This is a genomic window from Bradyrhizobium sp. Leo170, from assembly GCF_004296405.1.
Classification (GTDB): domain Bacteria; phylum Pseudomonadota; class Alphaproteobacteria; order Rhizobiales; family Xanthobacteraceae; genus Bradyrhizobium.
Window position 1 is genome coordinate 1 of record NZ_PSRR01000020.1, and the last position, 23,714, is coordinate 23,714.

Annotated in this window: 27 protein-coding genes, 1 tRNA gene and 1 pseudogene; 15 read left to right on the top strand and 14 right to left on the bottom strand. The window is 63.0% G+C overall.

The window, feature by feature from the left end; translation table 11 throughout:
• Positions 1-544: EAL domain-containing protein (locus tag CWO89_RS06025; protein ID WP_130577723.1), on the top strand; the 544-nt coding region annotated here is incomplete at its 5' end.
• 11 nt (positions 545-555) lie between these two features.
• Here the strand turns inward: CWO89_RS06025 and CWO89_RS06030 are convergent.
• On the bottom strand, positions 556-1,122 hold the full coding sequence (locus CWO89_RS06030; RefSeq protein ID WP_130577724.1) for a phosphatase PAP2 family protein: 567 nt from the start codon (positions 1,120-1,122) through the stop codon (positions 556-558).
• A gap of 141 nt (positions 1,123-1,263) precedes the next feature.
• Between CWO89_RS06030 and CWO89_RS06035 the strand changes: the two genes are divergently transcribed.
• Complete coding sequence (locus CWO89_RS06035) at positions 1,264-1,803, top strand: DUF4142 domain-containing protein (protein WP_130577725.1); 540 nt, start codon at positions 1,264-1,266, stop codon at positions 1,801-1,803.
• 10 nt (positions 1,804-1,813) lie between these two features.
• On the opposite strand, the gene CWO89_RS06040 is transcribed toward CWO89_RS06035, so the two are convergent.
• The gene (locus tag CWO89_RS06040; RefSeq protein WP_130577726.1) at positions 1,814-2,719 is read right to left on the bottom strand and encodes a DUF6328 family protein; all 906 of its coding nucleotides are present in this window, start codon (positions 2,717-2,719) and stop codon (positions 1,814-1,816) included.
• Between the two features lie 97 nt (positions 2,720-2,816).
• On the opposite strand from CWO89_RS06040, the gene CWO89_RS06045 reads away from it, so the two are divergent.
• From CWO89_RS06045 to CWO89_RS06055, 3 genes are all read left to right on the top strand, one after another.
• Complete coding sequence (locus tag CWO89_RS06045; protein WP_130577727.1) at positions 2,817-3,893, top strand: flavodoxin family protein; 1,077 nt, start codon at positions 2,817-2,819, stop codon at positions 3,891-3,893.
• 108 nt (positions 3,894-4,001) lie between these two features.
• Positions 4,002-4,562, top strand: a complete 561-nt coding sequence (locus CWO89_RS06050) for a type 1 glutamine amidotransferase domain-containing protein (RefSeq protein ID WP_130577728.1) — start codon at positions 4,002-4,004, stop codon at positions 4,560-4,562.
• 16 nt (positions 4,563-4,578) lie between these two features.
• A complete protein-coding gene (locus CWO89_RS06055) occupies positions 4,579-5,025 on the top strand; it encodes a PPC domain-containing DNA-binding protein (RefSeq protein ID WP_130577729.1) in 447 nt (148 codons plus the stop codon).
• A gap of 12 nt (positions 5,026-5,037) precedes the next feature.
• On the opposite strand, the gene CWO89_RS06060 is transcribed toward CWO89_RS06055, so the two are convergent.
• Together CWO89_RS06060 and CWO89_RS06065 are read right to left on the bottom strand one after the other, a co-directional pair.
• Positions 5,038-7,476 carry a PAS domain-containing hybrid sensor histidine kinase/response regulator gene (locus CWO89_RS06060; RefSeq protein ID WP_245475768.1) on the bottom strand — a complete coding sequence of 813 codons (2,439 nt, stop codon included), beginning with the start codon at positions 7,474-7,476 and terminating at the stop codon, positions 5,038-5,040.
• A 70-nt stretch (positions 7,477-7,546) separates the two neighbouring features.
• Entirely contained in the window at positions 7,547-8,308 is a 762-nt protein-coding gene (locus CWO89_RS06065; RefSeq protein ID WP_130577731.1) for a thermonuclease family protein, read from the bottom strand.
• 174 nt (positions 8,309-8,482) lie between these two features.
• Between CWO89_RS06065 and CWO89_RS06070 the strand changes: the two genes are divergently transcribed.
• The 4 genes from CWO89_RS06070 (at position 8,483) to CWO89_RS06085 (ending at position 12,087) form a co-directional block, all read left to right on the top strand.
• Positions 8,483-8,692: a hypothetical protein gene (locus tag CWO89_RS06070; protein ID WP_130577732.1), complete on the top strand. Its 210-nt coding sequence runs from the start codon at positions 8,483-8,485 to the stop codon at positions 8,690-8,692.
• A 146-nt stretch (positions 8,693-8,838) separates the two neighbouring features.
• Positions 8,839-10,854: an acetyl-CoA carboxylase biotin carboxylase subunit gene (locus CWO89_RS06075; protein WP_130577733.1), complete on the top strand. Its 2,016-nt coding sequence runs from the start codon at positions 8,839-8,841 to the stop codon at positions 10,852-10,854.
• A gap of 70 nt (positions 10,855-10,924) precedes the next feature.
• Positions 10,925-11,791, top strand: a complete 867-nt coding sequence (locus CWO89_RS06080) for an isocitrate lyase/PEP mutase family protein (RefSeq protein ID WP_130577734.1) — start codon at positions 10,925-10,927, stop codon at positions 11,789-11,791.
• The gene (locus tag CWO89_RS06085; RefSeq protein ID WP_130577735.1) at positions 11,788-12,087 is read left to right on the top strand and encodes an acylphosphatase; all 300 of its coding nucleotides are present in this window, start codon (positions 11,788-11,790) and stop codon (positions 12,085-12,087) included. Before CWO89_RS06080 ends, CWO89_RS06085 begins: the two co-directional genes overlap by 4 nt.
• Positions 12,088-12,192: 105 nt before the next feature.
• Here the strand turns inward: CWO89_RS06085 and CWO89_RS06090 are convergent, their stop codons facing one another.
• Complete coding sequence (locus CWO89_RS06090; RefSeq protein WP_130577736.1) at positions 12,193-12,567, bottom strand: winged helix-turn-helix transcriptional regulator; 375 nt, start codon at positions 12,565-12,567, stop codon at positions 12,193-12,195.
• 48 nt (positions 12,568-12,615) lie between these two features.
• Here CWO89_RS06090 and CWO89_RS06095 point away from each other — a divergent pair.
• From CWO89_RS06095 to CWO89_RS06110, 4 genes and pseudogenes are all read left to right on the top strand, one after another.
• Positions 12,616-13,423: pseudogene (locus tag CWO89_RS06095) on the top strand (SDR family NAD(P)-dependent oxidoreductase).
• A 124-nt stretch (positions 13,424-13,547) separates the two neighbouring features.
• Positions 13,548-14,105 (top strand): GbsR/MarR family transcriptional regulator, encoded by a 558-nt coding sequence (locus CWO89_RS06100; protein ID WP_130577737.1) that lies wholly within the window; start codon positions 13,548-13,550, stop codon positions 14,103-14,105.
• Between the two features lie 21 nt (positions 14,106-14,126).
• Positions 14,127-14,792: a DUF4166 domain-containing protein gene (locus CWO89_RS06105; RefSeq protein ID WP_130577738.1), complete on the top strand. Its 666-nt coding sequence runs from the start codon at positions 14,127-14,129 to the stop codon at positions 14,790-14,792.
• Complete coding sequence (locus CWO89_RS06110) at positions 14,789-16,225, top strand: TIGR01777 family oxidoreductase (protein ID WP_130577739.1); 1,437 nt, start codon at positions 14,789-14,791, stop codon at positions 16,223-16,225. The genes CWO89_RS06105 and CWO89_RS06110 overlap by 4 nt, the downstream gene beginning before the upstream one ends.
• A gap of 14 nt (positions 16,226-16,239) precedes the next feature.
• On the opposite strand, the gene lipB is transcribed toward CWO89_RS06110, so the two are convergent.
• Positions 16,240-16,965 carry a lipoyl(octanoyl) transferase LipB gene (gene lipB / locus CWO89_RS06115; RefSeq protein WP_130577740.1) on the bottom strand — a complete coding sequence of 242 codons (726 nt, stop codon included), beginning with the start codon at positions 16,963-16,965 and terminating at the stop codon, positions 16,240-16,242.
• Positions 16,966-17,025: 60 nt separating this feature from the next.
• Here lipB and CWO89_RS06120 point away from each other — a divergent pair, with 60 nt between their 5' ends.
• Both CWO89_RS06120 and CWO89_RS06125 read left to right on the top strand, forming a co-directional pair.
• A complete protein-coding gene (locus tag CWO89_RS06120) occupies positions 17,026-17,268 on the top strand; it encodes a FliM/FliN family flagellar motor switch protein (RefSeq protein ID WP_028164002.1) in 243 nt (80 codons plus the stop codon).
• Between the two features lie 99 nt (positions 17,269-17,367).
• Positions 17,368-17,452 (top strand) — tRNA-Leu (locus CWO89_RS06125).
• A 24-nt stretch (positions 17,453-17,476) separates the two neighbouring features.
• On the opposite strand, the gene CWO89_RS06130 is transcribed toward CWO89_RS06125, so the two are convergent.
• The 8 genes from CWO89_RS06130 to CWO89_RS06165 all read right to left on the bottom strand — a co-directional run bounded on the left by CWO89_RS06130 (position 17,477) and on the right by CWO89_RS06165 (position 23,714).
• Positions 17,477-17,917, bottom strand: coding sequence for a site-specific integrase (locus tag CWO89_RS06130; RefSeq protein WP_130577741.1), 441 nt, complete (start codon positions 17,915-17,917; stop codon positions 17,477-17,479).
• Positions 17,918-18,332: 415 nt separating this feature from the next.
• Complete coding sequence (locus tag CWO89_RS06135) at positions 18,333-19,181, bottom strand: VOC family protein (protein ID WP_130577742.1); 849 nt, start codon at positions 19,179-19,181, stop codon at positions 18,333-18,335.
• Between the two features lie 22 nt (positions 19,182-19,203).
• Positions 19,204-20,085 carry a VOC family protein gene (locus CWO89_RS06140; RefSeq protein ID WP_245475774.1) on the bottom strand — a complete coding sequence of 294 codons (882 nt, stop codon included), beginning with the start codon at positions 20,083-20,085 and terminating at the stop codon, positions 19,204-19,206.
• 2 nt (positions 20,086-20,087) lie between these two features.
• Positions 20,088-20,837, bottom strand: a complete 750-nt coding sequence (locus tag CWO89_RS06145; protein WP_130577744.1) for a TetR/AcrR family transcriptional regulator — start codon at positions 20,835-20,837, stop codon at positions 20,088-20,090.
• Positions 20,824-21,138 carry a non-heme iron oxygenase ferredoxin subunit gene (locus tag CWO89_RS06150; protein WP_028163107.1) on the bottom strand — a complete coding sequence of 105 codons (315 nt, stop codon included), beginning with the start codon at positions 21,136-21,138 and terminating at the stop codon, positions 20,824-20,826. Before CWO89_RS06150 ends, CWO89_RS06145 begins: the two co-directional genes overlap by 14 nt.
• An 8-nt stretch (positions 21,139-21,146) precedes the next feature.
• Positions 21,147-21,908: an SDR family NAD(P)-dependent oxidoreductase gene (locus tag CWO89_RS06155; RefSeq protein ID WP_130577745.1), complete on the bottom strand. Its 762-nt coding sequence runs from the start codon at positions 21,906-21,908 to the stop codon at positions 21,147-21,149.
• Positions 21,909-21,920: 12 nt separating this feature from the next.
• On the bottom strand, positions 21,921-22,406 hold the full coding sequence (locus tag CWO89_RS06160; protein WP_130577746.1) for an aromatic-ring-hydroxylating dioxygenase subunit beta: 486 nt from the start codon (positions 22,404-22,406) through the stop codon (positions 21,921-21,923).
• Positions 22,407-22,418: 12 nt separating this feature from the next.
• Positions 22,419-23,714 (bottom strand): aromatic ring-hydroxylating oxygenase subunit alpha, encoded by a 1,296-nt coding sequence (locus tag CWO89_RS06165; protein WP_130577747.1) that lies wholly within the window; start codon positions 23,712-23,714, stop codon positions 22,419-22,421.

Consider the following 23,714-nt stretch of genomic DNA (forward strand, 5'->3'; position numbering starts at 1 on the left):
GACTGCCACCTGGCCCGCCCATGTGCGGGTGGCGGTCAACGTGTCGCCGATTCAGTTCAAGTCGGAAGCGTTGTCGCTGAAGGTCGCGGCGGCGTTGGCCGAGAGCGGGCTCGATCCGCGCCGCCTAGAGCTCGAAATCACGGAGGCGGTCCTGATCGCGGACGATGATGCCGCGCTGGTCGCGCTCAACCAGCTCCGCGCGCTCGGCGTTCACATCGCGCTGGATGATTTCGGAACCGGCTATTCTTCGCTGCAATATCTGCAGCGCTTCCCGTTCGACAAGATCAAGATCGACCGCAGCTTCGTCAAGGAAGTCACCCGCAATAGCTCGTCGGCGTCGATCATCCGCGCGGTGGTGAGCATCGCGGCCGACCGCGATATGATCACGACGGCGGAAGGGGTCGAAACCGAGCAGCAGCGCGACACAGTGCACATGCTGGGCTGCACCCAGATGCAGGGTTATCTGTTCAGCGCGGCGCGCACGGCGCGGGAGATCCGCGCGATGCTGGCATCCGAAACGGCTGAAGTGGAGGACGCCGCCTGATCGGCGACGTTTCAGCATTCGTGCCGATCCTCGCCGTAGCCTGTGATAAGCCGCAGCAGCCGTTCGATAGCAGCGCCGATCGCAAGGCCGGCAACGACATCGCTCAGCCAGTGCGCGAGCAGGACGACGCGTGTCAGCACAAGGCCTCCACCGATTGCCCAGACCACGTTGCGCTTTGCCGGCGGAAGCACGGTCGCGGCTGAGGCGATTGCGCCGACGTGAATCGCGTGGCCTGACGGAAAGGCGTCCTCAGGCTTGCCGGAGAACGGGACGCCATGCAGGTGACCTCGGGCTGTCCGTCGATCGGGCCGCTCCTGGTCGAATACCGTTTTCAGCACGTGGGGCAGGACGGCCGTCACGATCGTGGTCAGGAGGACGTGGCTGCTGCTGCGACGCTGCTTTGCGTCCTTGTTGCGCGAATAAAGCCACCAGCCCAGCGCAAGCGCGCAGATGACGTGCTCGTCCGCGCCCCACGTCAGCACCTCGGCAGCGCGCTCGGTTGTCGGCGTCGTGTATTCCGACACGGTGTCGGCGATTGCCTTGTCAGCGCGGGTTGGCTGCACCCGAAAAAGCGCCATCAGAGTCTCCCTTCGAGACTATAAACCTCTGACAGCCGTGATGGTTTCGCGAGCGCACCCCCTCGTAGGAACCAAAATTCCGGCCACGGGTTTGCCGCTCACAACCCTTACGAGAGGCAAGCCTTACGAGAGGCAAGGACCATGAAGAGATCGATCGTGGTGGCGGCAGTTGCCGTCGCCTTTATTTCCACCTCGGCAGCCGCGCAATCGGTCGGCGAGAAGACCGGCGTCAATTCGGTATTGGGCGTCGCTCCCTCGACGGCCGATTTCGTCAAGGAAGCGGCGACCAGCGACATGCTGGAGATCGAGGCAGGCAAGCTCGCCGAGCAGAAGGGCAATGCGGAGGAGAAGAAATTCGCGTCCCAGATGATCGCCGATCACACCAAGACCAGCAGCGAACTGAAGGGCCTGGTCACGAGCAGCGAGGGCGTGCAGATTCCATCGGGCCTGGATTCGTCTTCGCAAAGCAAGCTCGACAAGCTGCGCGACACCAAACCGGAGAACTTTGCAAGTCAATATAACCCGATGCAGGTGAGCGCCCACAAGGATGCGGTGTCGCTGTTCGAACGCTACGCCAAGAGCGGCGACAATCCGAAGCTGAAGGATTGGGCCGGCAACACGCTCCCGACGCTGCGTCACCATCTCGAGATGGCGCAGGCGCTGGACAAAAATCGCAAGTGACCCCGCGGCGTCAAGGCTTGCGGTGATTGCGTGTCCATCGCACGATCAGCGGCAGAGCGTACCAGAATCCGATTAGCACGAGAAAACTCGCCACCGCGTAAGTGGCGGCGAGTTCGCGGTTGGTGATCCTGCCGAGCACGACATAGCTCTCTGCGGCGATGCCGGCAGCCAGAAAAAGCGGCGCCACTGTCACCAGCGCGGAGGCAATGCGCAGAAAGCTCGCAGAATCCGCGCCCCGATAGGAAAGCCGGTGCAAGGAAGCCGGCGTCATCAGGAGGATGACATTCATGGCGACAAGGCCGAGCGCGACGGCATGCACGATTTTTGCCGTTTGCGGCATTTCTTCAAATCCGCTGGTGAGCATGGCGATGAATTGAAAGCCGAACAGGGCCTGCGCGCCGGGGATGATGACGCGCGCTTCGGTCAGCAACTGGTCGACCTTTGTCGCGAGCGGGGTTGTTCCTCCTGAATCGGGCATTAGGGGTCTCTCCCGGTGAAACAGCTCCAATCCGAACCATGCAAAGCTTGATGCGAGTACCAGCGCTAGTCCGCTTGTGAATCCCGCAAGCCAGCCGAAATGTCCCTCGATCACCACATAGGTGGCAACTCCGAGGCTCAAGGAGAAGGGAACCAAGCCGGCGGTCGCATAGAGCGAGGTCGCGCGGACCAGGCGCTTCGACGAAGAACCTTGCTCGACCAACCGGTGTTCCATTGAGGGGACGATCAGGAGCCCCAGCGAAAGCGTCTGCAGCGCAAGTCCGACGGCGCAGAGCATTTTCGACGCGGAGGAGAGCGCCGGAAACCCGGTCTGGAAGAAGGCCTGGAATTGAAAGCCGAGCAGGACCTGGATGCCCAGGACGAGCAGACGGGTTTCGTCGAGCGCCGTCTTGACCTTGCGATCCAGCTTCTCGGACACAGTGGCCGCACTCCTTTCTCGCCGCGCCGGAACCGTCGCCGATGTCATATTGTTAACGCGACATGTCATCTAACGTTCATGCAGGGTGGGGTGCGACATGACGGCGCCGGACGTCCGCAAGGGGATGCCGCCGGTCAAATTGCTGCGCGAGGAGTTCGCGCGACGCTGTCGCAGCCGTTTCGTCGATCCCGCCTTCGGGCCGCTGCAGCGGGAGATCGACGCCATCATCGACGCGGCGTGGGATGCCTACAGTCATTCGCGCAAGTCGCCGCTGACGCGCAAAGCGGGGCCGGGCTTCGTCGATCCGGAATACGAACTTGCGGTGGATTGGCTTGCTGCGCGCGAGGCGATTCTGGCGGCGCAGCAGCGCCACGACGATGCGGCGGAGAGACCGCGCATCCTGATCATCAACGGCTCCTCGCGCAGCGAGCATACCTGTCCCGGTGAAATGTCCAAGAGCTGGCGATTGGTCAAGCTCGCCGAGCCTGTGTTCGTCGAGATGGGACTTGCCGTCGACATTCTCGATCTCTCGCGGCTGGCGTCCGAGTACGGCAAGCAAATCCATCCCTGCAAGTCCTGCGTCTCGACTTCGCCTGCGCTCTGTCACTGGCCCTGCAGTTGCTACCCGAACTACGCGCTTGGCCAGACCGACGACTGGATGAATGAGATCTATCCACTATGGGTGGCGGCGCATGGCATCCTGATCGTGTCGCCGGTGAATTGGTATCATGCGCCGACTGGGCTGAAAGCGATGATGGACCGGATGGTCTGCGCCGATGGCTGCAATCCCGATCCGACCTCGACCCATGGCAAACACGCCGATGAAGCCAAGGCACTCGAGTTGAAGGGCTGGCCTTATCCGCGCCATCTCGCCGGCCGCTACTTCGGACTCGTCGTGCACGGCGATTCCGCTGGCGCGGAAACGATGCGACGGTCGCTATCGGATTGGCTGACGGATATGAGGCTGATCTCGATCGGCCGAACCGGCGAGCTCGACGGCTATATCGGCTACATGGGGCCTTACGCGACCTCACATCAAGCGCTCGATAAGGATAGCGCGTTTCAGGAAGAGACCTTGAATGTTGCGCGCGCGCTCGGCAACGCCGTGAAGCTTGCGCGTGAGGGCAAGTTGCAGGATCCGGCGGCGGGGCTCGTCGAGCCGAATCCGAAATAGCGTCCGCGTCGGTTCCCGGGGAGGCCGGATCAATTCGCCGTTGCGCAGGAACGATGTTCGGCATTGTCGATTGGTCGGCATCTCCCATGCACTGCGACGGAGTTTCCCATGGACTTGAAAGGCAAGAAGATCGCAATTCTCGCAACTCACGGGTTCGAGCAGTCGGAACTGGAAGTACCGCGCGATCGGCTCAAGAAGGCTGGCGCCGCCGTCGACGTGGTTTCGCTGGCCGCGGGCGAGATCAAGGGCTGGGACATGAAGGATTGGGGCCGGCCGGCGAAGGTCGACAAGACGCTCGACCAGGTCTCCGCGTCCGACTACGACGCGATCGTACTGCCGGGCGGACAGATCAATCCTGACCTGCTGCGGATCGAGCCGAAGGCGCTGAAGTTCATCAAGGATATATTCGACGCCAAGAAGGTCGTCGCGGCGGTCTGCCACGCGCCCTGGCTTCTGATCGAAACCGGCATCGCCAAGGGGCGGCGGATGACCTCGTACAAGTCGATCAAGACCGACGTGATGAATGCCGGCGCCAAGTGGGAAGATTCCCAGGTGGTGACCGACCAGGGCGTGATCACGTCCCGCAATCCCGGCGATCTCGAGGCCTTCAGTGCCAAGATCATCGAGGAGGTGAAGGAAGGCCGCCACGCCCAGCGCAGCGCAGCCTGACGAAGCGAGCCAGCCGATGCGAAGCCAATTGGTCTCAGACGAGCCGGGTGCGCAGGTCCATGTCGTCATCCTCGACACCGGCGAGGAAGCGTTCGCGGCGCTGACGAAGTTCGCCAACGAGGCGAGGATTTCCGCGGCGGCGTTGACCGCGATCGGTGCGCTCGAGCGGGCGACCGTCGGCTGGTTCGATTTCGGCTCGAAATCCTACCGGAAGATCGAGGTCAACGAGCAATGCGAGGTGCTGAGCGCGATCGGCGACGTCGCGATCGGCGATGACGGCAAGGCCAGCCTGCACGTCCACATCGTGCTCGGGCTGTCGGATGGCTCCACGCGCGGCGGCCATCTGCTCGCGGGCGCGGTGCGGCCGACGCTCGAGGTCGTGCTGACGGAAACGCCGGCAAAGCTGCGCAGGAAGAAGAGGGCTGATCTCGGCATCGCCCTCATCGATATCGCGGCCAAATAGAAGGAGACGCGCTCAGATTGCCCCGCGATCTGCGATCGCTTTCCGTAAGATGCGCGACAGCGACTCGACCGAGTAGGGTTTCTGGATCAGCTCGAATCCGCGATGCGCGTTTTCGGCGAGCACGTTGCTGTATCCGCTGGTCAGGACCACGGGCAGCCCGGGATAGCGGTCGCGGATCACGCTGGCGAGCTCCACGCCGTTCATGCCGGGCATGATGACGTCGGAGAATACGAGGTCGGCGGAAAACTCGTCTTCGGACAACAGGGCAAGCGCCGCATTGGCATTCGCCACGCGTTTGACCGAGTATCCGAGATCTTCGAGCAGCTCGGTGGAGAATTGCCCGACCTCGTCATTGTCCTCCACGACGAGGACGCGATAGCCGCGGCCCGTGGTTGCCGGCTCGCTGGCGATGGCTGCAGCGGATGCCGCATCGGCCGGTCGTGCTGCCTGCGGCAGATAGATCGTGAAGGCCGCGCCTCGTCCGAGCGTGCTGACGACATCGATGTCGCCGTCGGACTGCTTGGCAAAGCCAAATGCCTGGCTCAGGCCAAGCCCGGTTCCCTTGCCGACTTCCTTGGTGGTGAAGAACGGCTCGAAGATCGATTGCAGATGATCGGGCGCGATGCCGGTGCCGGTGTCGGCCATGGTGATCGCGACAAACTCGCCGCGGCGCGCCGGCTGGGCGCGCAGGGCAGGGATGCCCCGCACCTTCCGCACCGTAATCGCGAGGCGGCCTTCGCCGTCCATGGCGTCGCGGCCGTTCACCGCGAGATTGATCAGCGCGGTCTCGAATTGGGCGATGTCGGCGATCGCAAAGCAATCGGGGGCGTCGATCTCGACGTCGATCTGGATGCGCGCGCCGACCAGCGGCCGGATAAGCTGGGTCACGCCCTCGACCTGCGCGCCGACATTGAAGACCTGCGGCTTCAGCGGCTGGCGGCGGGCGAACGCCAATAGCTGCGCGGTCAGCTTGGAGGCGCGCTCCACCGTCTCGGAGATCGCGTCGATGTAGCGATGCCGGCGCTCTTCGGGCAGGTCGCGGCGGCGCATGAAGTCGGTCGCGGAGCGGATGATGGTCAGCAGATTGTTGAAGTCGTGGGCCACGCCGCCGGTGAGCTGGCCGACGGCTTCCATCTTCTGCGATTGCCGCAGCACCTCTTCGCCCTGGCGGCGTTCGGTGATGTCGACGGCTTCGGCCACGGCGCCGATCACGGTGCCGTGCTGGTCGCGGAGCGGCCGCATCGCGAAATCGAAATAGCGTTCGCCGACCGGAAGCCGCAGCATCATCTCGGTCTTGACGTCGTCGCCCTTCATGACCGCCACGAAGGCGTTGCGAACCAGCTTGGGCAAGTCGTCGGTCGCGGCGAACCAGGGCGTTTCCCAGAACGGCTTGCCGATGGCATCGCGGGCCTCGGCGCGGATGCCGGTCAGTGCCGTCCGGTTGGCATCGAGCACGTCGCCGTGCTGATTGAGCAGCACCTGATACTGGTGACTGGTCTCGAAGATCGCGCGCATTTGCGCTTCGCTGGCCTCGAGCTGCGCGGTGCGCTCAGAAATACGCAATTCGAGCGTCTCGTTCAGCCGGCGCAGCTCGATCTCGGCCTGCTTGGCCGCGGTGATGTCGTGGGCGACCCCGATGAAGCCGATATGGTTGCCGGTCGGATCCCAGCGCGGTTGCGACTCCGACCTGAGCCAGCGCCATTCGCCGTCGGCGCGCAGATAGCGCGCCTCCAGCACGAAAGGCTTGAGCGAGGCTTCGCCCGCGATCGATTCCTGCACGATGCGCGACACGTCGTCGGGGTGCAGTCGCTTGCGCCAGTCGAACTTGATGGCTTCTTCGAAGGGAAGGCCGAGGAAATCGATATAGGCCCGGTTGGCGAAGGAGCGGGTGCGGTCGAGTTTGGTCACCCAGATCGGAACCGGCGCGCTGTCGGCGATCAGGCGGAAGCGCTCCTCGCTTTCGCGCAGCTTTTCCTGCGCGAGCATGCGTTCGGTGATGTCGATATGGGCACCGACCAGACGGAGTGCGCGGCCGTCGCGGTCGCGCTCGATTTCCCCGATGACGGCGATCCACCGGGTCTCGCCGTCGCTCGGACGGAGGATCCGGTATTCCGCCACGTAATCTTCGCTCGTCCCGGCCAGGGCATCGAAGAAATGCCTGATCGCGCGCTCACGATCCTCGGGGTGGATGCGGTCGACCCAATCCTCGTGGGTCTCGTTCACCGCATCCCACCCCAGCCCATGGACGATCAGGTATTCCGGCGAGCGGCGGTTGCGGACGCCCTCGCGGAAATCGACCTCGACGCCGCCGACGCGGCCGATACGCTGGATCCGGGCAAGCTCCGCCTCGCGCTCCTGTAACGCGCGATGGGCGCGGTCGCGTTCGCGCGCAATTTCTTCCAGATGCTGGCGCAGCCGTTCAGCGGCGACCGTCTCGGGAAGGACGTTCATAGGGTCTGGCGACATCGGGGCGGGCGACCTCTTTCCGTAGTCTCACACAACGGAAGAGGGCTTGCCAGCGTCATTTGGCCTTGGTGCCGGGCCGGCAGTTGTAGGCCCTGCGGAACCCCGCGGCCTGCGCGTCATCTTCCGAGCAGAACCAGCGGTCCGGCTTGGTTAATCCAGGGTAACTGCGGCACGCCTGCAAATGATAGATGCCGATATCGCCGGTGACGCGGGCGCGCACGGCGAACTTGCCCTTGATGTTGCAGCTTGCAGGCATCGGGAGATCTTCAGGGAAGAGCACGTCGCGGATCGCGCGATCGCGATCGGCGGGGCATGATGCGCCCAGCAGCACGCCCTCCTGCTTGCCGCGCCGGAACTCCTGCGGGGCAACGAAGCAGCCTTTCCACATGCCCTGGCGGTCTTCCCTGGCTCGCGCCTCCTCAGGCTTGAAGCGGCCGGTGGCGGATGCCTCGACATTCAGGGCAAAGCCCCGCTGGACCATCACCTCGCTGAGGCTGGTCGGGTCGCCTTCGATCTTGCACACGCCGAGATGTCGTTTCTCGTAGGTCGGGTCGGGGCCGAGATCGTCGCAGCGGACCTGACGGTCGCCGATCAGCTTCCTCAACTGGTCACGGGCCTCGATGCCGCAGGTCCAGCTCTCGGCATGCTCGTCGATGCACAATTGGTCGATCGGCGGCACGTCGATGCCATCGAGCCGGTAGGTCACGTTGCCGAGCTGAAGCGTGCTGCCGTCCCTGACGGTAGCGTTGGCGGCGAAGCCTTGGCTCGCTGGAAGGGCTATCAGGATCAGCCCTGCGATCAATGTGCGTAATGGCATGGTCTGCATCGATGGGATGGCGTGCGGGGAAAGCCTTCTAGCACGAACCCCCCGCGAAGCTATTCCGGGTTGGGAAAAAGCCGCCGGAACCGGTCGACAGTGACCGATCCGTGGTTGACATCATAGAACAAAAAGAGAACATTGATATCCGTCCCGCATCCCGGAAATCGCCAGATGTCCTCTCTTCCCAGTGCCAGCACCGAGGATATCGACACGTTGGAGGCTGCCGTTGATGAGGCGATCGCGGCCTGCGGCGGGGATATGCGGGCCACCGTCCGCGCGCTGATCGTGGCCAACGACTATCTGGAGAACGAGGTCAGCGAGCTGATGAAGGCCGTCTCTCGCGCCCATGTGCGTGGTAGATTTAATACCTATTCGGGTTGATGGCTTCGGGAGCCGGGCGCAAGCCGGCTGCCTCCATATAGACCGTTGCCTCTCCTGAGTTTTCCTGTACCACGTCAATTGAGACGCCCACCGCCCGTACCACATTGCGGGCGAGGATCCTGCCCAAACGCTCAAGCAAGAAGAACATGTTCAAACGAATCCTGATCGCAAATCGCGGCGAGATCGCCTGCCGGATCATCAAGACTGCGCGCCGTATGGGGATTGAGACGGTAGCGGTCTACTCTGAGGCCGACCGCGATGCGTTGCATGTCGAGATGGCCGATGAGGCCGTGCTGATCGGCCCGCCGCCGGCGGCGGAGAGCTATCTGTTGATCGACAGGATCGTCGACGCCTGCCGCAAGACCGGCGCGGAAGCCGTCCATCCCGGCTACGGCTTCTTGTCCGAACGCGAGGCGTTTCCGCGCGCGCTGAATGAGGCCGGCATCGTCTTCATCGGCCCCAACCCCGGTGCCATCGCCGCGATGGGCGACAAGATCGAATCCAAGAAGGCGGCGGCGAAGGCCAAGGTCTCCACCGTGCCCGGCCATCTCGGTGTCATCGAGGACGGCAAGCATGCGGTGCGGATTGCCGACGAGATCGGCTATCCGGTGATGATCAAGGCCTCCGCGGGCGGCGGCGGCAAGGGCATGCGGATCGCGCATTCCAAGGCCGAGGTCGAGGAGGGCTTCAACCTCGCGAAGGCCGAAGCGAAATCGTCGTTCGGCGACGACCGCGTCTTCGTCGAGAAGTTCATCGTTGATCCCCGCCACATCGAGATCCAGGTGCTCGGCGACAAGCACGGCAATGTGATCTATCTGGGCGAACGCGAATGCTCGATCCAGCGCCGTAACCAGAAGGTCATCGAGGAGGCGCCGTCGCCGCTGCTTGATGAGACCACGCGCCGCAAGATGGGCGAGCAGGCGGTCGCGCTGGCGAAAGCGGTGAACTACGACTCTGCCGGCACGGTCGAGTTCGTCGCCGGCCAGGACAAGAGCTTCTACTTCCTGGAGATGAACACGCGCCTGCAGGTCGAGCATCCCGTCACCGAGCTCGTCACCGGTATCGATCTCGTCGAGCAGATGATCCGCGTTGCCGCCGGCGAACAGCTCAGCCTCGCGCAGAAGGACGTGACGCTGACGGGATGGGCGGTCGAATCGCGCGTCTATGCCGAAGACCCGTTCCGCAACTTCCTGCCGTCGATCGGGCGCCTGGTGAAATATCGTCCGCCGGCCGAGAAGAGCCAGGACGGCATCACTGTCCGCAACGATACCGGCGTGCAGGAGGGCGGCGAGATCTCGATCCATTACGATCCGATGATCGCCAAGCTGATCACGCACGCGCCGTCGCGGGCGGCGGCCATCGAAGCGCAGTCGAGCGCGCTCGATGCCTTCTATGTCGACGGCATCAGGCACAACATTCCGTTCCTGTCGGCGTTGATGAACCATCCGCGCTGGCGCGAGGGAAAGCTCTCCACCGGCTTCATCGCGGAGGAATATCCAAAGGGATTTTCGGCGCGGCCGCCGGAAGGCGAGATCGCGCGACGGTTGGCGGCGGTGGCCGCCGCCATCGACCACGTGCTCGGCGAGCGCAAGCGGCAGATCTCGGGCCAGATGAATGGCCGACTGGTGCAGCGGGAGCGGCGTCGCGCGGTGTGGCTCGACCGCGACGAGGTCGCGCTCGATGTCGCGCGCGAGGCCGACGGCATCGCGGTGCGCTTCATCGGCAGCGATGGGCTGCCGGGCAATCCGCACAACCTGGTCTCGAGCTGGGTGCCGGGCGAGCCGGTGTGGCAGGGCACGATCGACGGCCAGTTCGTGGCGATGCAGGTGCGCCCGATCAACAACGGCTTCCGCCTCGCGCACCAGGGATTTGAGGTTTCGATCTACGTCTTCACCGAAGCCGAAGCGACGTCGGCGCGTCTGATGCCGGTAGTGTCGGCCGCCGATACCGGCAAGAAGCTTTTGTGCCCGATGCCGGGGCTGGTGGTGTCGATCGCGGTCAGCGAAGGGCAGGAGGTCAAGGCCGGCGAGACGCTTGCGGTCGTCGAGGCCATGAAGATGCAGAACGTGCTGCGCGCCGAGCGCGACGGCACGGTGAAGAAGATCCACGCCGCGCCCGGCGCAACGCTGGCGGTCGACGCCCTGATCCTCGAATTCGCGTGAGGCATGATCCGGAACGTAGACATCAGTTCTCCGAAAGGATCGCGCCGAAGCTGAGATAGAGAGAATTTCCATGACCTTCCGCGCGCGACGCGAAGCACTGCGTTCGATCCTTGCGGGCACCGGCTGCGTCCGACCGGGCTCGGTCTATGATGCGACGTCGATCCGGATCGCCGAGGATCTCGGTTTCGAGGTCGGCATGTTCGGCGGCTCCGTTGCCTCGCTCGCGGTGCTCGGCGATCCCGATATCGCCCTGATCACGCTGACTGAGCTTGCCGAGCAGATGCGGCGGATGTCACGGGCTTCGGCTCTTCCTGTGCTGGTTGATGCCGACCACGGCTATGGCAACGCGCTCAACGTCCGCCGCACCGTGCAGGAGCTCGAGGTCGCCGGCGCCGCCGGCCTCACCATCGAGGACACCTTGCTGCCGCAGGCGTTTGGTCAGGCCAAGACGCAACTGATCCCGCTCGATGAAGGTGTCAGCAAGATGAAGGCCGCGCTCGACGGCCGCAGCGATCCATCGCTTGTCATCATTGGCCGCACCGGCGCGGTGTCGATCACCGGCCTTGACGATGCGATCGCGCGAGCAAAGGCCTATGAGGCCACCGGTGTCGATGCGCTGTTCTTCACCGGCATCAAGGTCAAGGCGGAGCTGGAAGCGATCTCCGCGGCAACGACACTGCCGATCGTGCTTGGCGGTGCGCCGGAGGAGATGGCCGCGCCGGATTATCTCGCGGGCCTGCGCGTGCGGATTGCGCTGCAAGGCCATGCGCCGTTCGCAGCGGCGACGCAGGCGGTCTACGAGACGCTGAAGGCGCTGCGCGAGGGCGCGTCGCCGAAAAGCCTGAAAGGGCTGCCATCCCCGCAACTGACCGGCCGTGCGATGCGCGAGGCTGAGATGAAAGCGCGCAGCAGCGAATTCCTCGGACTGAAGAAGTGAGCGACACGATCCGTCATGTCATGATCCGCGGTCGCGTCCAGGGCGTCGGCTACCGCGCCTGGGTCGAATACGAGGCGCGCGTGCGCCGACTCGAGGGCTGGGTGCGCAACCGACGGGACGGCAGCGTCGAAGCGGTGTTTGCCGGGCCCGAGACCGTTGTGTCCGATATGATCGCCGCGTGCCAGCGCGGACCGAGCGCGGCGCGTGTCGATGCCGCGCAGCACGATGCCGGCAGCCCCGATCTCCTGAACCTGCGCGACGCAGGCGAGGGTTTTTCGGTCCTGCCCACGGTATAACCACCATAAACTGGGGACGCCATTGGGCGGCCGCGGTCGTCGGAGGTTTGGCGGGCGCGACCTCGCTGACGGCGTCTCGTGACGACTTCAGGGCGTAGGCGAATTCTAGACAGGGTAGCGTACCGAAAACGCCCTTGCCTCCATGAGCACAGGCATAAGCCCTCGCCCCCTATCGGTGAGTTGATATTCGACGCGCGGCGGCTGCTCGCCGAAGTCTCTTCTCTCGATCAGGCGATCATTCTCCAGCTCCCGCAGGTGCTGTGTGAGCATCTTCTGCGAAACGCCCGGCATGTCCCTTTTCAACTGCAAGGTCCGCAATGATGGCGCCGCGTAGAGGCGGAACAAGATCGGCAGCTTCCAGCGTCCGGTGATCATTCGAAGCATTCTGGTGACATGTGCGACAGAACCGTCGGGGCCAAGGCAAGCTGACCGCTCCTCGTGTCCTATGGGCACTTTTAAGTGCGTAATTGTCTCGGTCATCGTTCCGTCCATTCTATGAGCCGTCGACTTCAAGGTAGGTGCTCGGCAATGGATTTGAAACTGGACGGAAAGGTCGCGCTCATTACCGGGAGCAGCAAAGGCATAGGAGAAGCGATAGCCAGAGGGCTCGCTCGCGAGGAGACGATCGTCGTCGTCCACGGACGCGATCGAAACCAGACGGAGAGGGTCGCTCACGACATCTCCGCGCAGGGAGGACATGCTCATGCCGTGGTCGGAGACCTCACTGTTGACGATGAAGTGTGGCGCCTGGTCGATGAGGCACAGGCCCTGGCCGGCCCGATAGTCATCCTGGTCAACAATGCCGGCGGTTCAGGCGATGCCGAAGACTGGACGAACAGTCGCCCAGCTTCTTGGGCGTCCGCCTACGACCGCAACGTCCTCGCCGCCGTGAGGGTGACTACCCGGCTGCTACCGAGGATGCAGGCAGCCAGGTGGGGACGTGTCGTAAACATTTCCAGCCTAGTTGGTTTGATGCCTCCGGCCTCCAGGCCCGACTACTCCGCCTGCAAGGCGGCGATGAACGCCATGACGGCGTCGATGGCCAAAGCCGTTGCGGCCGATGGCGTGACGGTCAACACGGTGTCGCCTGGCACGATACGTAGCGCCAGGCTGGATACCCGGTTCCGCGAGGTCGCAGCAGAGCGCGGGCTTGCGGACGGCTCTCCATGGAAACTGATTGAACAGACCGTCCTGCCCATGTTCGCCCAGGTACCCGTCGGCCGCGTCGGAACACTAGAAGATAGCTGATGCCATCTCATTCCTCGTCAGTCCCAGAGCGGGATACATAACCGGTGTCAACCTCAGGCTCGACGGCGGGATGCTGCCTAGCATCTAGTGGGTCGCATCTGACATTTGATTCCCGGCAGGGATTCCTCCTGAGCCTGCCCATCGGACCGAAGCGGCAAAATCCCGCCGGGGCACCGGTTGACACTCGCTCCGTTTTATCAGATATTTCTGTCATGACAGAAATGACCGGCAAGAGAAAACTTCCTCCCGCGGTCGAGCGCTTCATCCTGCATTGGGGCGACATGGGGGATGAGTGGGGTGTCAACCGCTCGGTCAGCCAGATCCACGGCCTGCTCTATCTCGCCGAAGCGCCGATGACGGCGGAGGACATCGCCGACACGCTCGGCATGGCGCGCTCGAACGTCTCCAATTCGCTCAAGGAGCTGCTTGCCTGGAACCTGATCCGCCGCGTGCCGATCCTCGGCGACCGGCGCGATCATTTCGAAGCGGAAACCGACATCTGGGAAGTCGCAGCGCGGATCGCCGCAGGCCGCAAGGAGCGGGAGATCGATCCGGCGATCGCAGCGCTTCGCGCCTCCGTGTCTGACGCCGCCGACGATCCCACGATCAGCCCGGTCGCGAGCAAGCGGCTCAAGGAGATGCTGGCTTTCACGGAGCTCGTCGACCGCTGGTACAGCCAGATGCTCAACGTGCCGCGGCCGCGCCTGGTCGCGCTGATCAAGCTCGGCGAGAAAATCGTGAATCTGCTGCCGATAGGAAGAGCCAAATAGGCAAGCAAGTGGGAGCATGCGATGGCGTCAGCAAGGATATCCAGCCTCAAGACATCACCGGCTTCCAACGCAAGACTGCACAACGACAACAGGTTTCGTGCGCTGCTCGCCGACGAAGATTGGGGTCGGCTGCCGGTCGCGGTCTGGCGGCGCTTCTCGAAGCGCCTCGCCGAGGGCGGGACCATCATCTATGTTGGCGAGATCGATGAAGTCACCTTCAATCGCGCCGGCTGGTGGCTGGCGCAGGCGGCGCGCCTGATCGGCGGGCCGCTGCCGACTGGCTCCGAGACCGGCGTCCCGGCCATCGTCACGGTGACCGAGGATGCCGCCGCGGGCGGCCAGATATGGAGCCGCATCGCCACGCGCAGCGACGGCTTTCCGCAAGTCATTCACTCTTGCAAGCGCTTTGCCGGCCCGACGGGGCTTGAGGAATATGTCGGCTGCGGCATCAGCATGGCGCTGAAGATATCGGTCGCGCAGGACGCGCTGGTGTTTCGCAGCACCGGCTATTCGCTGCAGCTTGGTCCCTTCCGATTGCCGCTGCCGGAATGGCTCACGCCGGGCGATCTCACCGTGACCCATCGCGATCTCGGCGGCGATGAATTCCGCTTCACGCTCGAGATCATTCATCCCCGCTTCGGCATGCTTATCCGTCAGTCTGCCGTGTTTAGGGAGGCCATGCCATGACGCCGCTGCTTTGGACCCTGATCGCCATTCAGATCCTGATGGGGGTGTTCGACACCTTCTATCACCATGAGTTCACCGAGCGCCTGGCGTCGCGTCCGTCGCAGCGTTTCGAGCTGCAGCTCCACGCCGTGCGCAACATGTTCTATGCGCTGCTTTTCCTCATTCTCGGCTGGCTGGAGGTGCACGGCGTTTTCGCTATGCTGATTATTGCCGTGCTGGTCGCAGAAGTCGTCATCACGCTGATGGATTTCGTCGAGGAGGATCTGAGCAGGAAGTTGCCGGCGAGCGAGCGTATCAATCATACGCTGCTCGCGATCAATTACGGCGCCATCTTGGTCCTGCTGCTGCCGGTCCTGATCGGCTGGGCGATGCAGCCGACCGGGATCAAGTCGGCTTACACGGACCTTCTCAGCATCGTGGCCGCGGCCGCCGCTGTCGGCGCGGCGCTTTGCGGCTTGCGCGATTTCACGGCCGCCAGACGCCTGGCGCGCATGGCCGTCGCGCCCGCGCGCGAGCTTGTGACGGGATTGCCCGGCCGGCAGACCGTGCTTGTCACCGGCGCCACCGGCTTCATCGGCAACCGGCTGGTCGGAAGCCTCACCGCCGCCGGCCATCAGGTCATCGCGCTGATCCGAAATCCGGCGAAGGCGGAGCTATTGCCGCCGCCGATCACGCTGATCACGAGCCTCGATCAGATTCCGGCGGAGACCAGGATCGACGCCATCGTCAATCTCGCGGGCGAGCCGATCGGCAATGGCCTGTGGACCGAGGCCAAACGTCGCGAGATCCTTGCCTCGCGGATCGATATCACCGGCGACGTCGTGAAACTGATCGCGCGCCTCGAACGCAAGCCCGCCGTCCTTGTCAGCGGCTCGGCGATCGGCTGGTACGGGCTGTGGCAGGACCAGGTGCTGACCGAATCGGCCAAGTCGCACGCCTGCTTCAGCCACGAGCTCTGCGAGGCCTGGGAGAAAGCGGCGCGTTCCGCAGAAGAATTCGGCGCCCGCGTCGTCTGCTTGCGGATCGGCCTGGTGCTCGGCACCGATGGCGGCTTCATCACGCGCATGCTGACGCCGTTCGAGTTCGGCCTCGGCGGGCCGCTCGGTTCGGGCAGGCAATGGATGTCCTGGATCGAGCGCGACGATCTCGTCCGCCTGATCGCCCATGTGATCGCAAGGCCCGATCTCTCAGGTCCGATCAACGCGACCGCGCCGATCCCGGTGACCAATGCCAAATTCACCGAAGAACTCGGCCGCCGACTGCATCGCCCTGCGATCTTTCGCATCCCCGCCGGCCTGCTGCGCCGGGTCGGGGGCGATTTTGCCAAGGAGCTATTGCTGGGCGGTCAGCGCGTGCTGCCCAACAAAGCGCTCAGCAACGGTTTTGTCTTCCGCCACGAGACGCTGCGCAGCGCGTTCGAGGCGATTTTGTGAGGCCGTACGCGGCCCTAAGTCGTCTCTGGCAGCCGCGCCTCGGCTGCGCCAAACACCTCAGCAAAGGCTTGACGAAGCGCGACGTCGACGTCAGGGAGCGTCACCGGCAGGCCGAGGTCGACCAGGGAGGTGACGCCATAGCGCGGGTCGACCACGCCGCAGGGCACGATCGCGGAGAAATGCGCCAGATCCGGCTCGACATTGATCGCGATGCCGTGGAAGGACACCCAGCGCTTCAGCCGCACGCCGATGGCGGCGATCTTGTCCTCGAATCCCGGTCCCTTGTCGGGCCGCTTGACCCAGACGCCGACGCGATCCTCGCGGCGCTCGCCGCTGACATTGAAGGCGCCAAGGGTGCGGATGATCCATTCCTCCAGCGAGGCGACATAGGCGCGTACATCCGGCCGGCGCCGCTTCAGGTCCAGCATCACATAGGCCACCCGCTGGCCGGGGCCGTGATAGGTGATCTGCCCGCCGCGCCCGCTCTCGAATATCGGGAATCGCGCCTCCAGGAGGTCGCCGGCCTTGCCGCTGGTGCCAGACGTATAGAGCGGGGGATGCTCCAGAAGCCAGACCAGTTCGGGCGCTTTCCCGGCCGCGATATCGGCGACGCGTGATTCCATCGCGGCGACGGCGTCAGGGTAGGGCACCGGAGCATCCGAAATCCGCCATTCCACGGCTTCGCCGCCGTCCGGGTGCGCGAAAATCGTCAAATCAAGGTCTTGGCGGACATTAACCATTGGCTAACCATCACGTGGTCAGGTGGAACCACAATCTAATCCCGGTTTAGCGGTTCAAAAGTGCCTACCCTCGATAAAGTCAGTGTCGATCTCATGGTGGTGCTCGGCACCACCACGATGCCCATCCACCAGGTCATGCGGCTTTCCCGCGGCGCCATCATCGAACTGGATGCCACCGAGGCCGACGAGGTCAAGATCCTCGCCAACAACCTGCCGATCGCCAGCGGCGTGGTGCTGGTCGACCGCAACCGGATCGCGGTCGAGGTCAAGCAAATGCTGCCGAAATCCCCGGATGTTAGATAGTTGATAGGCCACTTACCGGCTTGTCCCCCACCTTCCGATTTGTTACATCCCGCGCCGTCGATCCGGCGGCGGCCCCAAGGGTTCCCTCCGGCATCCCAAGCGCTCGTGGCGGAATTGGTAGACGCGCTGCCTTGAGGTGGCAGTGAGTAAAATCGTGGGGGTTCGAGTCCCTCCGAGCGCACCATACCCACGTTTTCCCTTGAAATCCTTACGCTTTTTTCCGGGTGTTACCCGGGAATGTTACCACTCCGTTCCCGTGCGGCGTTCGCACGTTGTTCGCTTTAGGTGCCCATAGAAAGTCGTCAAATGACTGGCTCTGATCGAACGCGATGATCTTTTCCATACCACTGACGCCGAGCTTCTCTCGATTCGCCTGAGCGATGTAGTGCGCGGGCATTTTCGGATCGGTCCAGCCGAACATGGCCATCATCTGGCTCTCGGTGCAGTCGGCGTAAGCAGCCACTTCGGCGCGGGCTTTGCGCACTCCATGGCAGCTCTTCTTCGGCTCGTTGACGCCGGCCAGGATCACGTATTTCTTGAACTTGGCCGCCCATGCCTTCTTCTTCATTGGCAGAACGCAACCGCGCACGACCTTGCCGGTGAAGGCATTTCGCGAGCGATGAGGGACAAGGATTTCGTTGAGCGGCAATGGGCCGGATCGGAGCTGAGGCAAGCAGACTTTCTTGATTGCTCTATTTGGCTGCAACTAGCCCAAATTGGCCCCATGATAGATTGGAACGAGAGTTTAAGTTTTTCAATTGGTTCGAACGCGGCGTGTGCACCGGGAGATCAAGAAAAATCTCATCACAGCAAGGGTGTGCAGGCGTTCTGAAGTAGGGCCGCGCCGCCCCCGGTTGGTGCGCGTGAACGACCAAAATTCCGAGGGTAGGGTGACAGGTGAGTGCTGACGAGCGACATTAGTTCTCGGAGCTAGAAAGCGTCACTCCTTCACCGCGCATTTGCGCAGCTCCGTTGATCCAACTGAGAACGAGCAGCTCTTGTAGCGATTCCCTGACTCGAACCGCCGACTCGCTACGCTGCCTGCCGAGTGTCGTTTGCCGCGTCTACCGCGCGCGCTTTGATTTCGATCCCCACATGCAGAGACTTGTCGGTTCGAATCCGAACTGGCGCGGCCGATGCGTTTCCTCGTTCTCGATCTCGTCCACCCCAACCGAATATTCGAACACCATGCCGTCGGGGCCCTGGAAGTAAAGGAAGCGCGCGCCGGACGTCGGGTGACGGCCAGGGCCGAAGACGATCGGCACCCGTTGCTCGGACAAGTGATAAAAGGATCGCAGCACGTCGTCGTTGCTCTGCACCTGATGATTGATGTGCTGGATCCCGGGACCTCTGGCCGGCGCAAGCGCGATGGTGTGGTGGATCGCGTTCACGCGCATCAGCGCAATATCCCCGATGCGATCGCTGACGCGCGCGTTGCAGACCTCCGTCCAGAACTTCTCGTCGCGGACTGGATTGGTCGAATTCAAGCCGACATGACTGAAGCCGGTGATGCCGGCGTCCCGTGCAGCAAAATAGCGGCGGCCATGCTGCTCCGGACGAACGACAAGCTCGATCTGATTGCCGCTCGGATCCTTGAATCCGATGAAGGCGCGAACCTTGCGTGCCGAGCATTCGGCGGCTGCGCCGACATGCACCGGATGACCAAGCGAGTCCAGGGTGGTGGCGGCCTCGTTCAACTCGCTCTCGTTCTCGACCTCGAATCCGATGGTCTGATCGGCCGGGTCGCCTTCGAAGTAGCACAGCGTATGCGCACGTTCGTCCGAACGCAGATAGAGTGAGTTCTGCGATCGCTCGCTGACCTGAAGACCAAGGCATCTGGTCGCAAATGATTCGGCTTCCTCGAGGCTCGAGGCCCCCAGCCGCGCATAGGTGACATCCTTGAGCTGGATCATGGTTGCGCTCCTTTTGCAGAGATCAGGTGATGGCTTGCCGCAGCTCCGGAATCTCGGAGCATTCGCTTCCCCATTCGCATAGTGAGAAAGCTGCTGGCGCAAACTGCCTCGCACGGTGCCGGGCATCGATGTCGGCCAGCCCATGCCCGTACGAGAAGACGTGTCCTTCCGGTCCGGCAAATCGCAGAAAGATCTGACCGGACGCGGCCTCACGGCCAGGGCCGTGAAGGATCTTGATCTGTCGCTCCTGCGCGAAGTAGTGATTCTGCATGATCGAATCGAGACTTTCGACTCCGTAGCAGACGTCGAGCAGTCCGGCCCGATCGGAAGGGTAGAGCGCAATCCGGTGATGCTTCCGGTCGATGCTGAGATAGGCAATATCGCCGACCCAATCGCTGACCGTGGCTCCCAGGATCGTGGTCCACAGCTTCAGGTCATCCTCGATCGCGCGGGTGCGAAGGCCCACGCATTGCAAGCCGGTGACACCCGCATCGCGGCTCGGAAAGTAACGCCGGCCGCTTACCGCCGGGCGCGATACAAGGTCGATCTCATTGCCGCTCGCGTCGTGCACGATCAGGGCGCGCCGGACAAAACGCCGGCTGCATTCCTCCGCCGATGCCTCGCGGACTTCAAATCCGTCTCGCTGCAGGGCATCGGCCGCTCGATCGAGGTCATCGGCCGAGGCAATCTCCACGCCGATGCTCGACCTGTCAGCGTCTTCCACGAGGCAAAGCGTGTGGAAGCGCTCGTCCGACCGGAACAGAAATTGCTCCTTGTCATCAGTAATGCGCTGAAGCCCCAGGACGTCGGTCACGAAGGCAGCGGCGGCTGCGCCGTGCTGTACCGCAAGCCTCACATAGCAGAGCTGGATCAACGGGATAGGGGCGAGCTGCTTGGCGTCCATTTTCAACCACGGTTCTTCTGGTCGTTCGCCATCGCCGTCTGGAGATGTTGGCGGACGATGTCGCGCCACACTTTCAGAAGGCGACTGAACTGCTCAGGGTCTTTTTCGATCAAAGTTCGAACGGAATAGCCGCGGACCACGCTCAGCGTGAGCGACAGGATATCGCTGGCGAGCTGCTTGGGAACGCCCGACGACATCAGCGCTTCGAGCCAGGCGGCCTCGACCGAAAACCGGCTGGTGCGGGAGTTCCTGTACGTCTCCCGCTTGAGAATGCGCGAGTCGCTGTCCGCGCTCATTGCGATCGCGAGCTCGATGAAGAAATAGTCGCCGAAATAGAAATCCTGCGCGTCCTTGATGATCCCTTCGATCGGATCGTTTCCGCTGTTCTGGGCGAGGTGAGCCCGGCGGGCGCTCTCCACCAGCGAGACTTCGTTGACGTGCCTGATGACGGCGACAAGAAGATCGTGCTTGCTCTTGAAATGGTGCAGCAGGGCGCCGCGGGAGACGCCCGCGAGTTCGGCCACCTCAACCGTACGCAGGCCGCGCAACCCGTTGGCGCGGACAAGCTTCACCGCCGCCTCGATCAATTGGGTCTGCGTCGCTTCGCTGCGCTCCGCCTGGGTTCGTTTGGGGGCGTATTTCGGTTCGCTGGAGCTGTTTCGGCGCGATTGCAGCCGTTGCCGCGTCGCCGTGCGGGGCAGGGACGCCTGGCCTCCGCGCGCTTCTGGCTTCGTCTTGTCAGCATTCGACATAAACGTCCTCTTCGCTCAGTTTGACCCGGAAGGTCTTCAGCGCGACCGTGCAGGGCATGCCGGTCGGCTGCCCATTAGTGACGTCGAACGTGCCGAAGTGCCACGGGCACTCGACGATTTTCCCCGTCAGAATGCCCTCTTCCGACAGCGACGCCTCGCCATGGGTACACAGATCGGCCGTGGCATAGATTGCTCCATCCACATTGTACACGGCGATATTGGTGCCATCCGGCAGCGTCGCCTGGCGGACCTCTCCCGGCGGGAACTCGTCGAGCCTTCCGATCAACACATCCTTGGTCATCGTCGTACTCATAGCATCGTGCTTCCGCCGTTCACGCTGATGACCTGGCCTGTGACGAACGAAGCTTCCCTGGAGGCCAGATAGCAGACCATGGACGCGATCTCGTCCATCTCGCCGGGGCGTCCCATCGGCACGACGTCGATGAATTTCCGGATTGACTGCGGCGCCTTGGCGGCCGCGCGTTGCACCTGGGGCGTATTCACGATGCAGGGTGCAACGACATTGACGGTGATCTCGTCGGTCGCGAATTCGCGCGCCAGCCCGGTGGCGATGGCGTGAACGCCGCCTTTTGCCGCGTTGTAGGCAGCGTGGTCGTAAAGCCCGTTGCGGACGGAGTCGGCGCCGATATTGACGATCCGGCCGTAGCGCTTCGCCTTCATCACCGGCACGGCGTGCCACGTGCACCACAGCATTGTCCAAAGATTGCGATCGATGGTCGTCCGCAGCGTCTCCGGAGTATGCTCCAGGAACGGCTTGATGATGCCGCCGCCGGCATTGTTCACGAGGACGTCGATGGTGCCGAACGCCTTCACGGCATCGCCGATCAATCGGCCGGCGACATCTTCCTGCGAGAGATCGCCGCCTTGGGTCAACGGCTTCTCGCGACAAAGCGAGGAGAGACCGTCGGCAGTGGTGGTCAACCCCTTGTCGTCCAGGTCCGAAAGGACCAGCCTGGCACCCTCTCTGGCAAAATGCTGTGCGATCACGGCGCCGATGCCGCTGGCGGCGCCGGTGATCACGACAACCTGTTCGGCAAATCGTTTTTCCATCGGAGCTGTCTCTCAGAGCACAATGGAAATCCGGCCATGGGGGCGCAGACCTTCACCCCCAAGCAGGCAACGTTTCTCGCCGATCCTTATCCTGTTGTCATCGACCTTCAGGCGGTAGTTGCTGGTGCCGAAGTAGAGATCGGTCGTACCGTCCTTGGTGCGGAAAGTCTGGAACACCGCGCTGACGTCCACGGTGTGTTCATTGCGCCCGCGGATACGCACGTTGCCGACGATGCGGCTGGTCTTGGAGTGCGGGAATTCGGCGTGCGCGGTCCGTTTCATCAGGCGCTTCACTCTCTCACCCAACCGGAACCGGTCGTCCGCGATATAGAAAAGGTTGTTGTCCGCCGAGGCGTCGGGCGGAAGATCGGTGCAGGGGACCTCGTAGGTCGCATCATCCGTGAACAGCTCCAGCCATTCCGGCAGTCGCCATTGATCGAGCAGGTCTGCTTCGTGGAACAGGAAGTCTTCCACGTCGGATCGTTCGATTGCGCGCATGACGATCTCCTTTTAGGCCGCGACGTTCTTGATGCTGGAGACCGGAGCGGGGAACATCATGGCGTTCCACCGGGTCCAGAACGCGCGCATCTGAAGCTCATCGTTGTAGGCGGGACGCTCCTTGCCCATTCCCTTGGATATGTCGTTCCATTGCGCTTCTTTGGCGTTATTGAAGCCGCGCTGGCAATGTTCGAGCGCCTCGGCGTCGTCGGGCGTCGCGAAGCCGCCGGGCCCGAGAAATTCGAGAAAGTTGTTCAGGCGATATTTGCGAGCCCATGAGGTCTCGTCGTTCGGACCCAAAGCCCAGGCGCTGATGACCATGTAGTCGGCGGCCATCGGGAAGTAGGTGCGGACGGTCAGCGCCATGATGTCGTTGACGACGAGATTCGGGAAGATGAAGAGATTCCGGTTCTTGCAGGCAATGCGGTCGGCGCGTTCCTTGCCGAAGCGCTGGACCAGATTGTCGTAGAGGCGAGTGATTTCCTGCTTTCCGCTATCGCCCCACGCTGGAATCCACTGCGCGACCGGCCGGCCCCATGGCGCGCCGTATTCGAGAACGGCGTGACCGTTGTCGAGGTCGTAGCCATATCCGCCGCCGCCCATGCCGGTGGCGAGTCCATCCGTCGTATTCATCAGATAGTCGAAGTAACTCGCATGCGTGGTGGTCGCATGATAGCCATCGATGCTGTTCTCGGTGAGAAGCTTCCAGTTGGCCCGGATCGAGTATTCCTGGGTGCCGGCAATGATCGAGAGGCCCGCGTCGGTCTGATCGCAGATGAGATCGAGATATTCCTTCGCGCCGGCGAGGTAATCGACGAGGAGGACGATGTTCCTGTCGAAGGAGATGAAGCAGAAGTCACGGTAGGTCTCGAAGCGCGGAACCGCCTGCATGTTGGAGGATTCGCGATTCTTGAATCCTTCCGCATAGGCTTCCTCGCCGGGCTGGCTGCGCAGCTTGCCGTCGGCTCCGAACACCCATCCGTGGTAGAAGCACTGAAACGATTTCGCATTGCCTTTCCGCTCGCGGCAGACCTGCGCGCCGCGGTGAGGGCAGGTGTTGAGGAGCGCGCGAAGCGTTCCCTTGCTGTCGCGCGTGAACAGGATGCTGCGGCCGGCGACGGTCCGGCTCACGAAGTCGCCGGGCTTGGGAAGCTCGGATGCATGGCCGAGGTAGAGCCACGAGCGCTCGAACACGAGCTCCTTCTCCGCCTTGAAGATCTCGGGATCGGTGAAGTTGCGGCGAGCAACCTTGAAGATCTGCTGGGCGGGATCAACCAGAATCGCCGGTTGACGGTTGTCGGTCTGCAT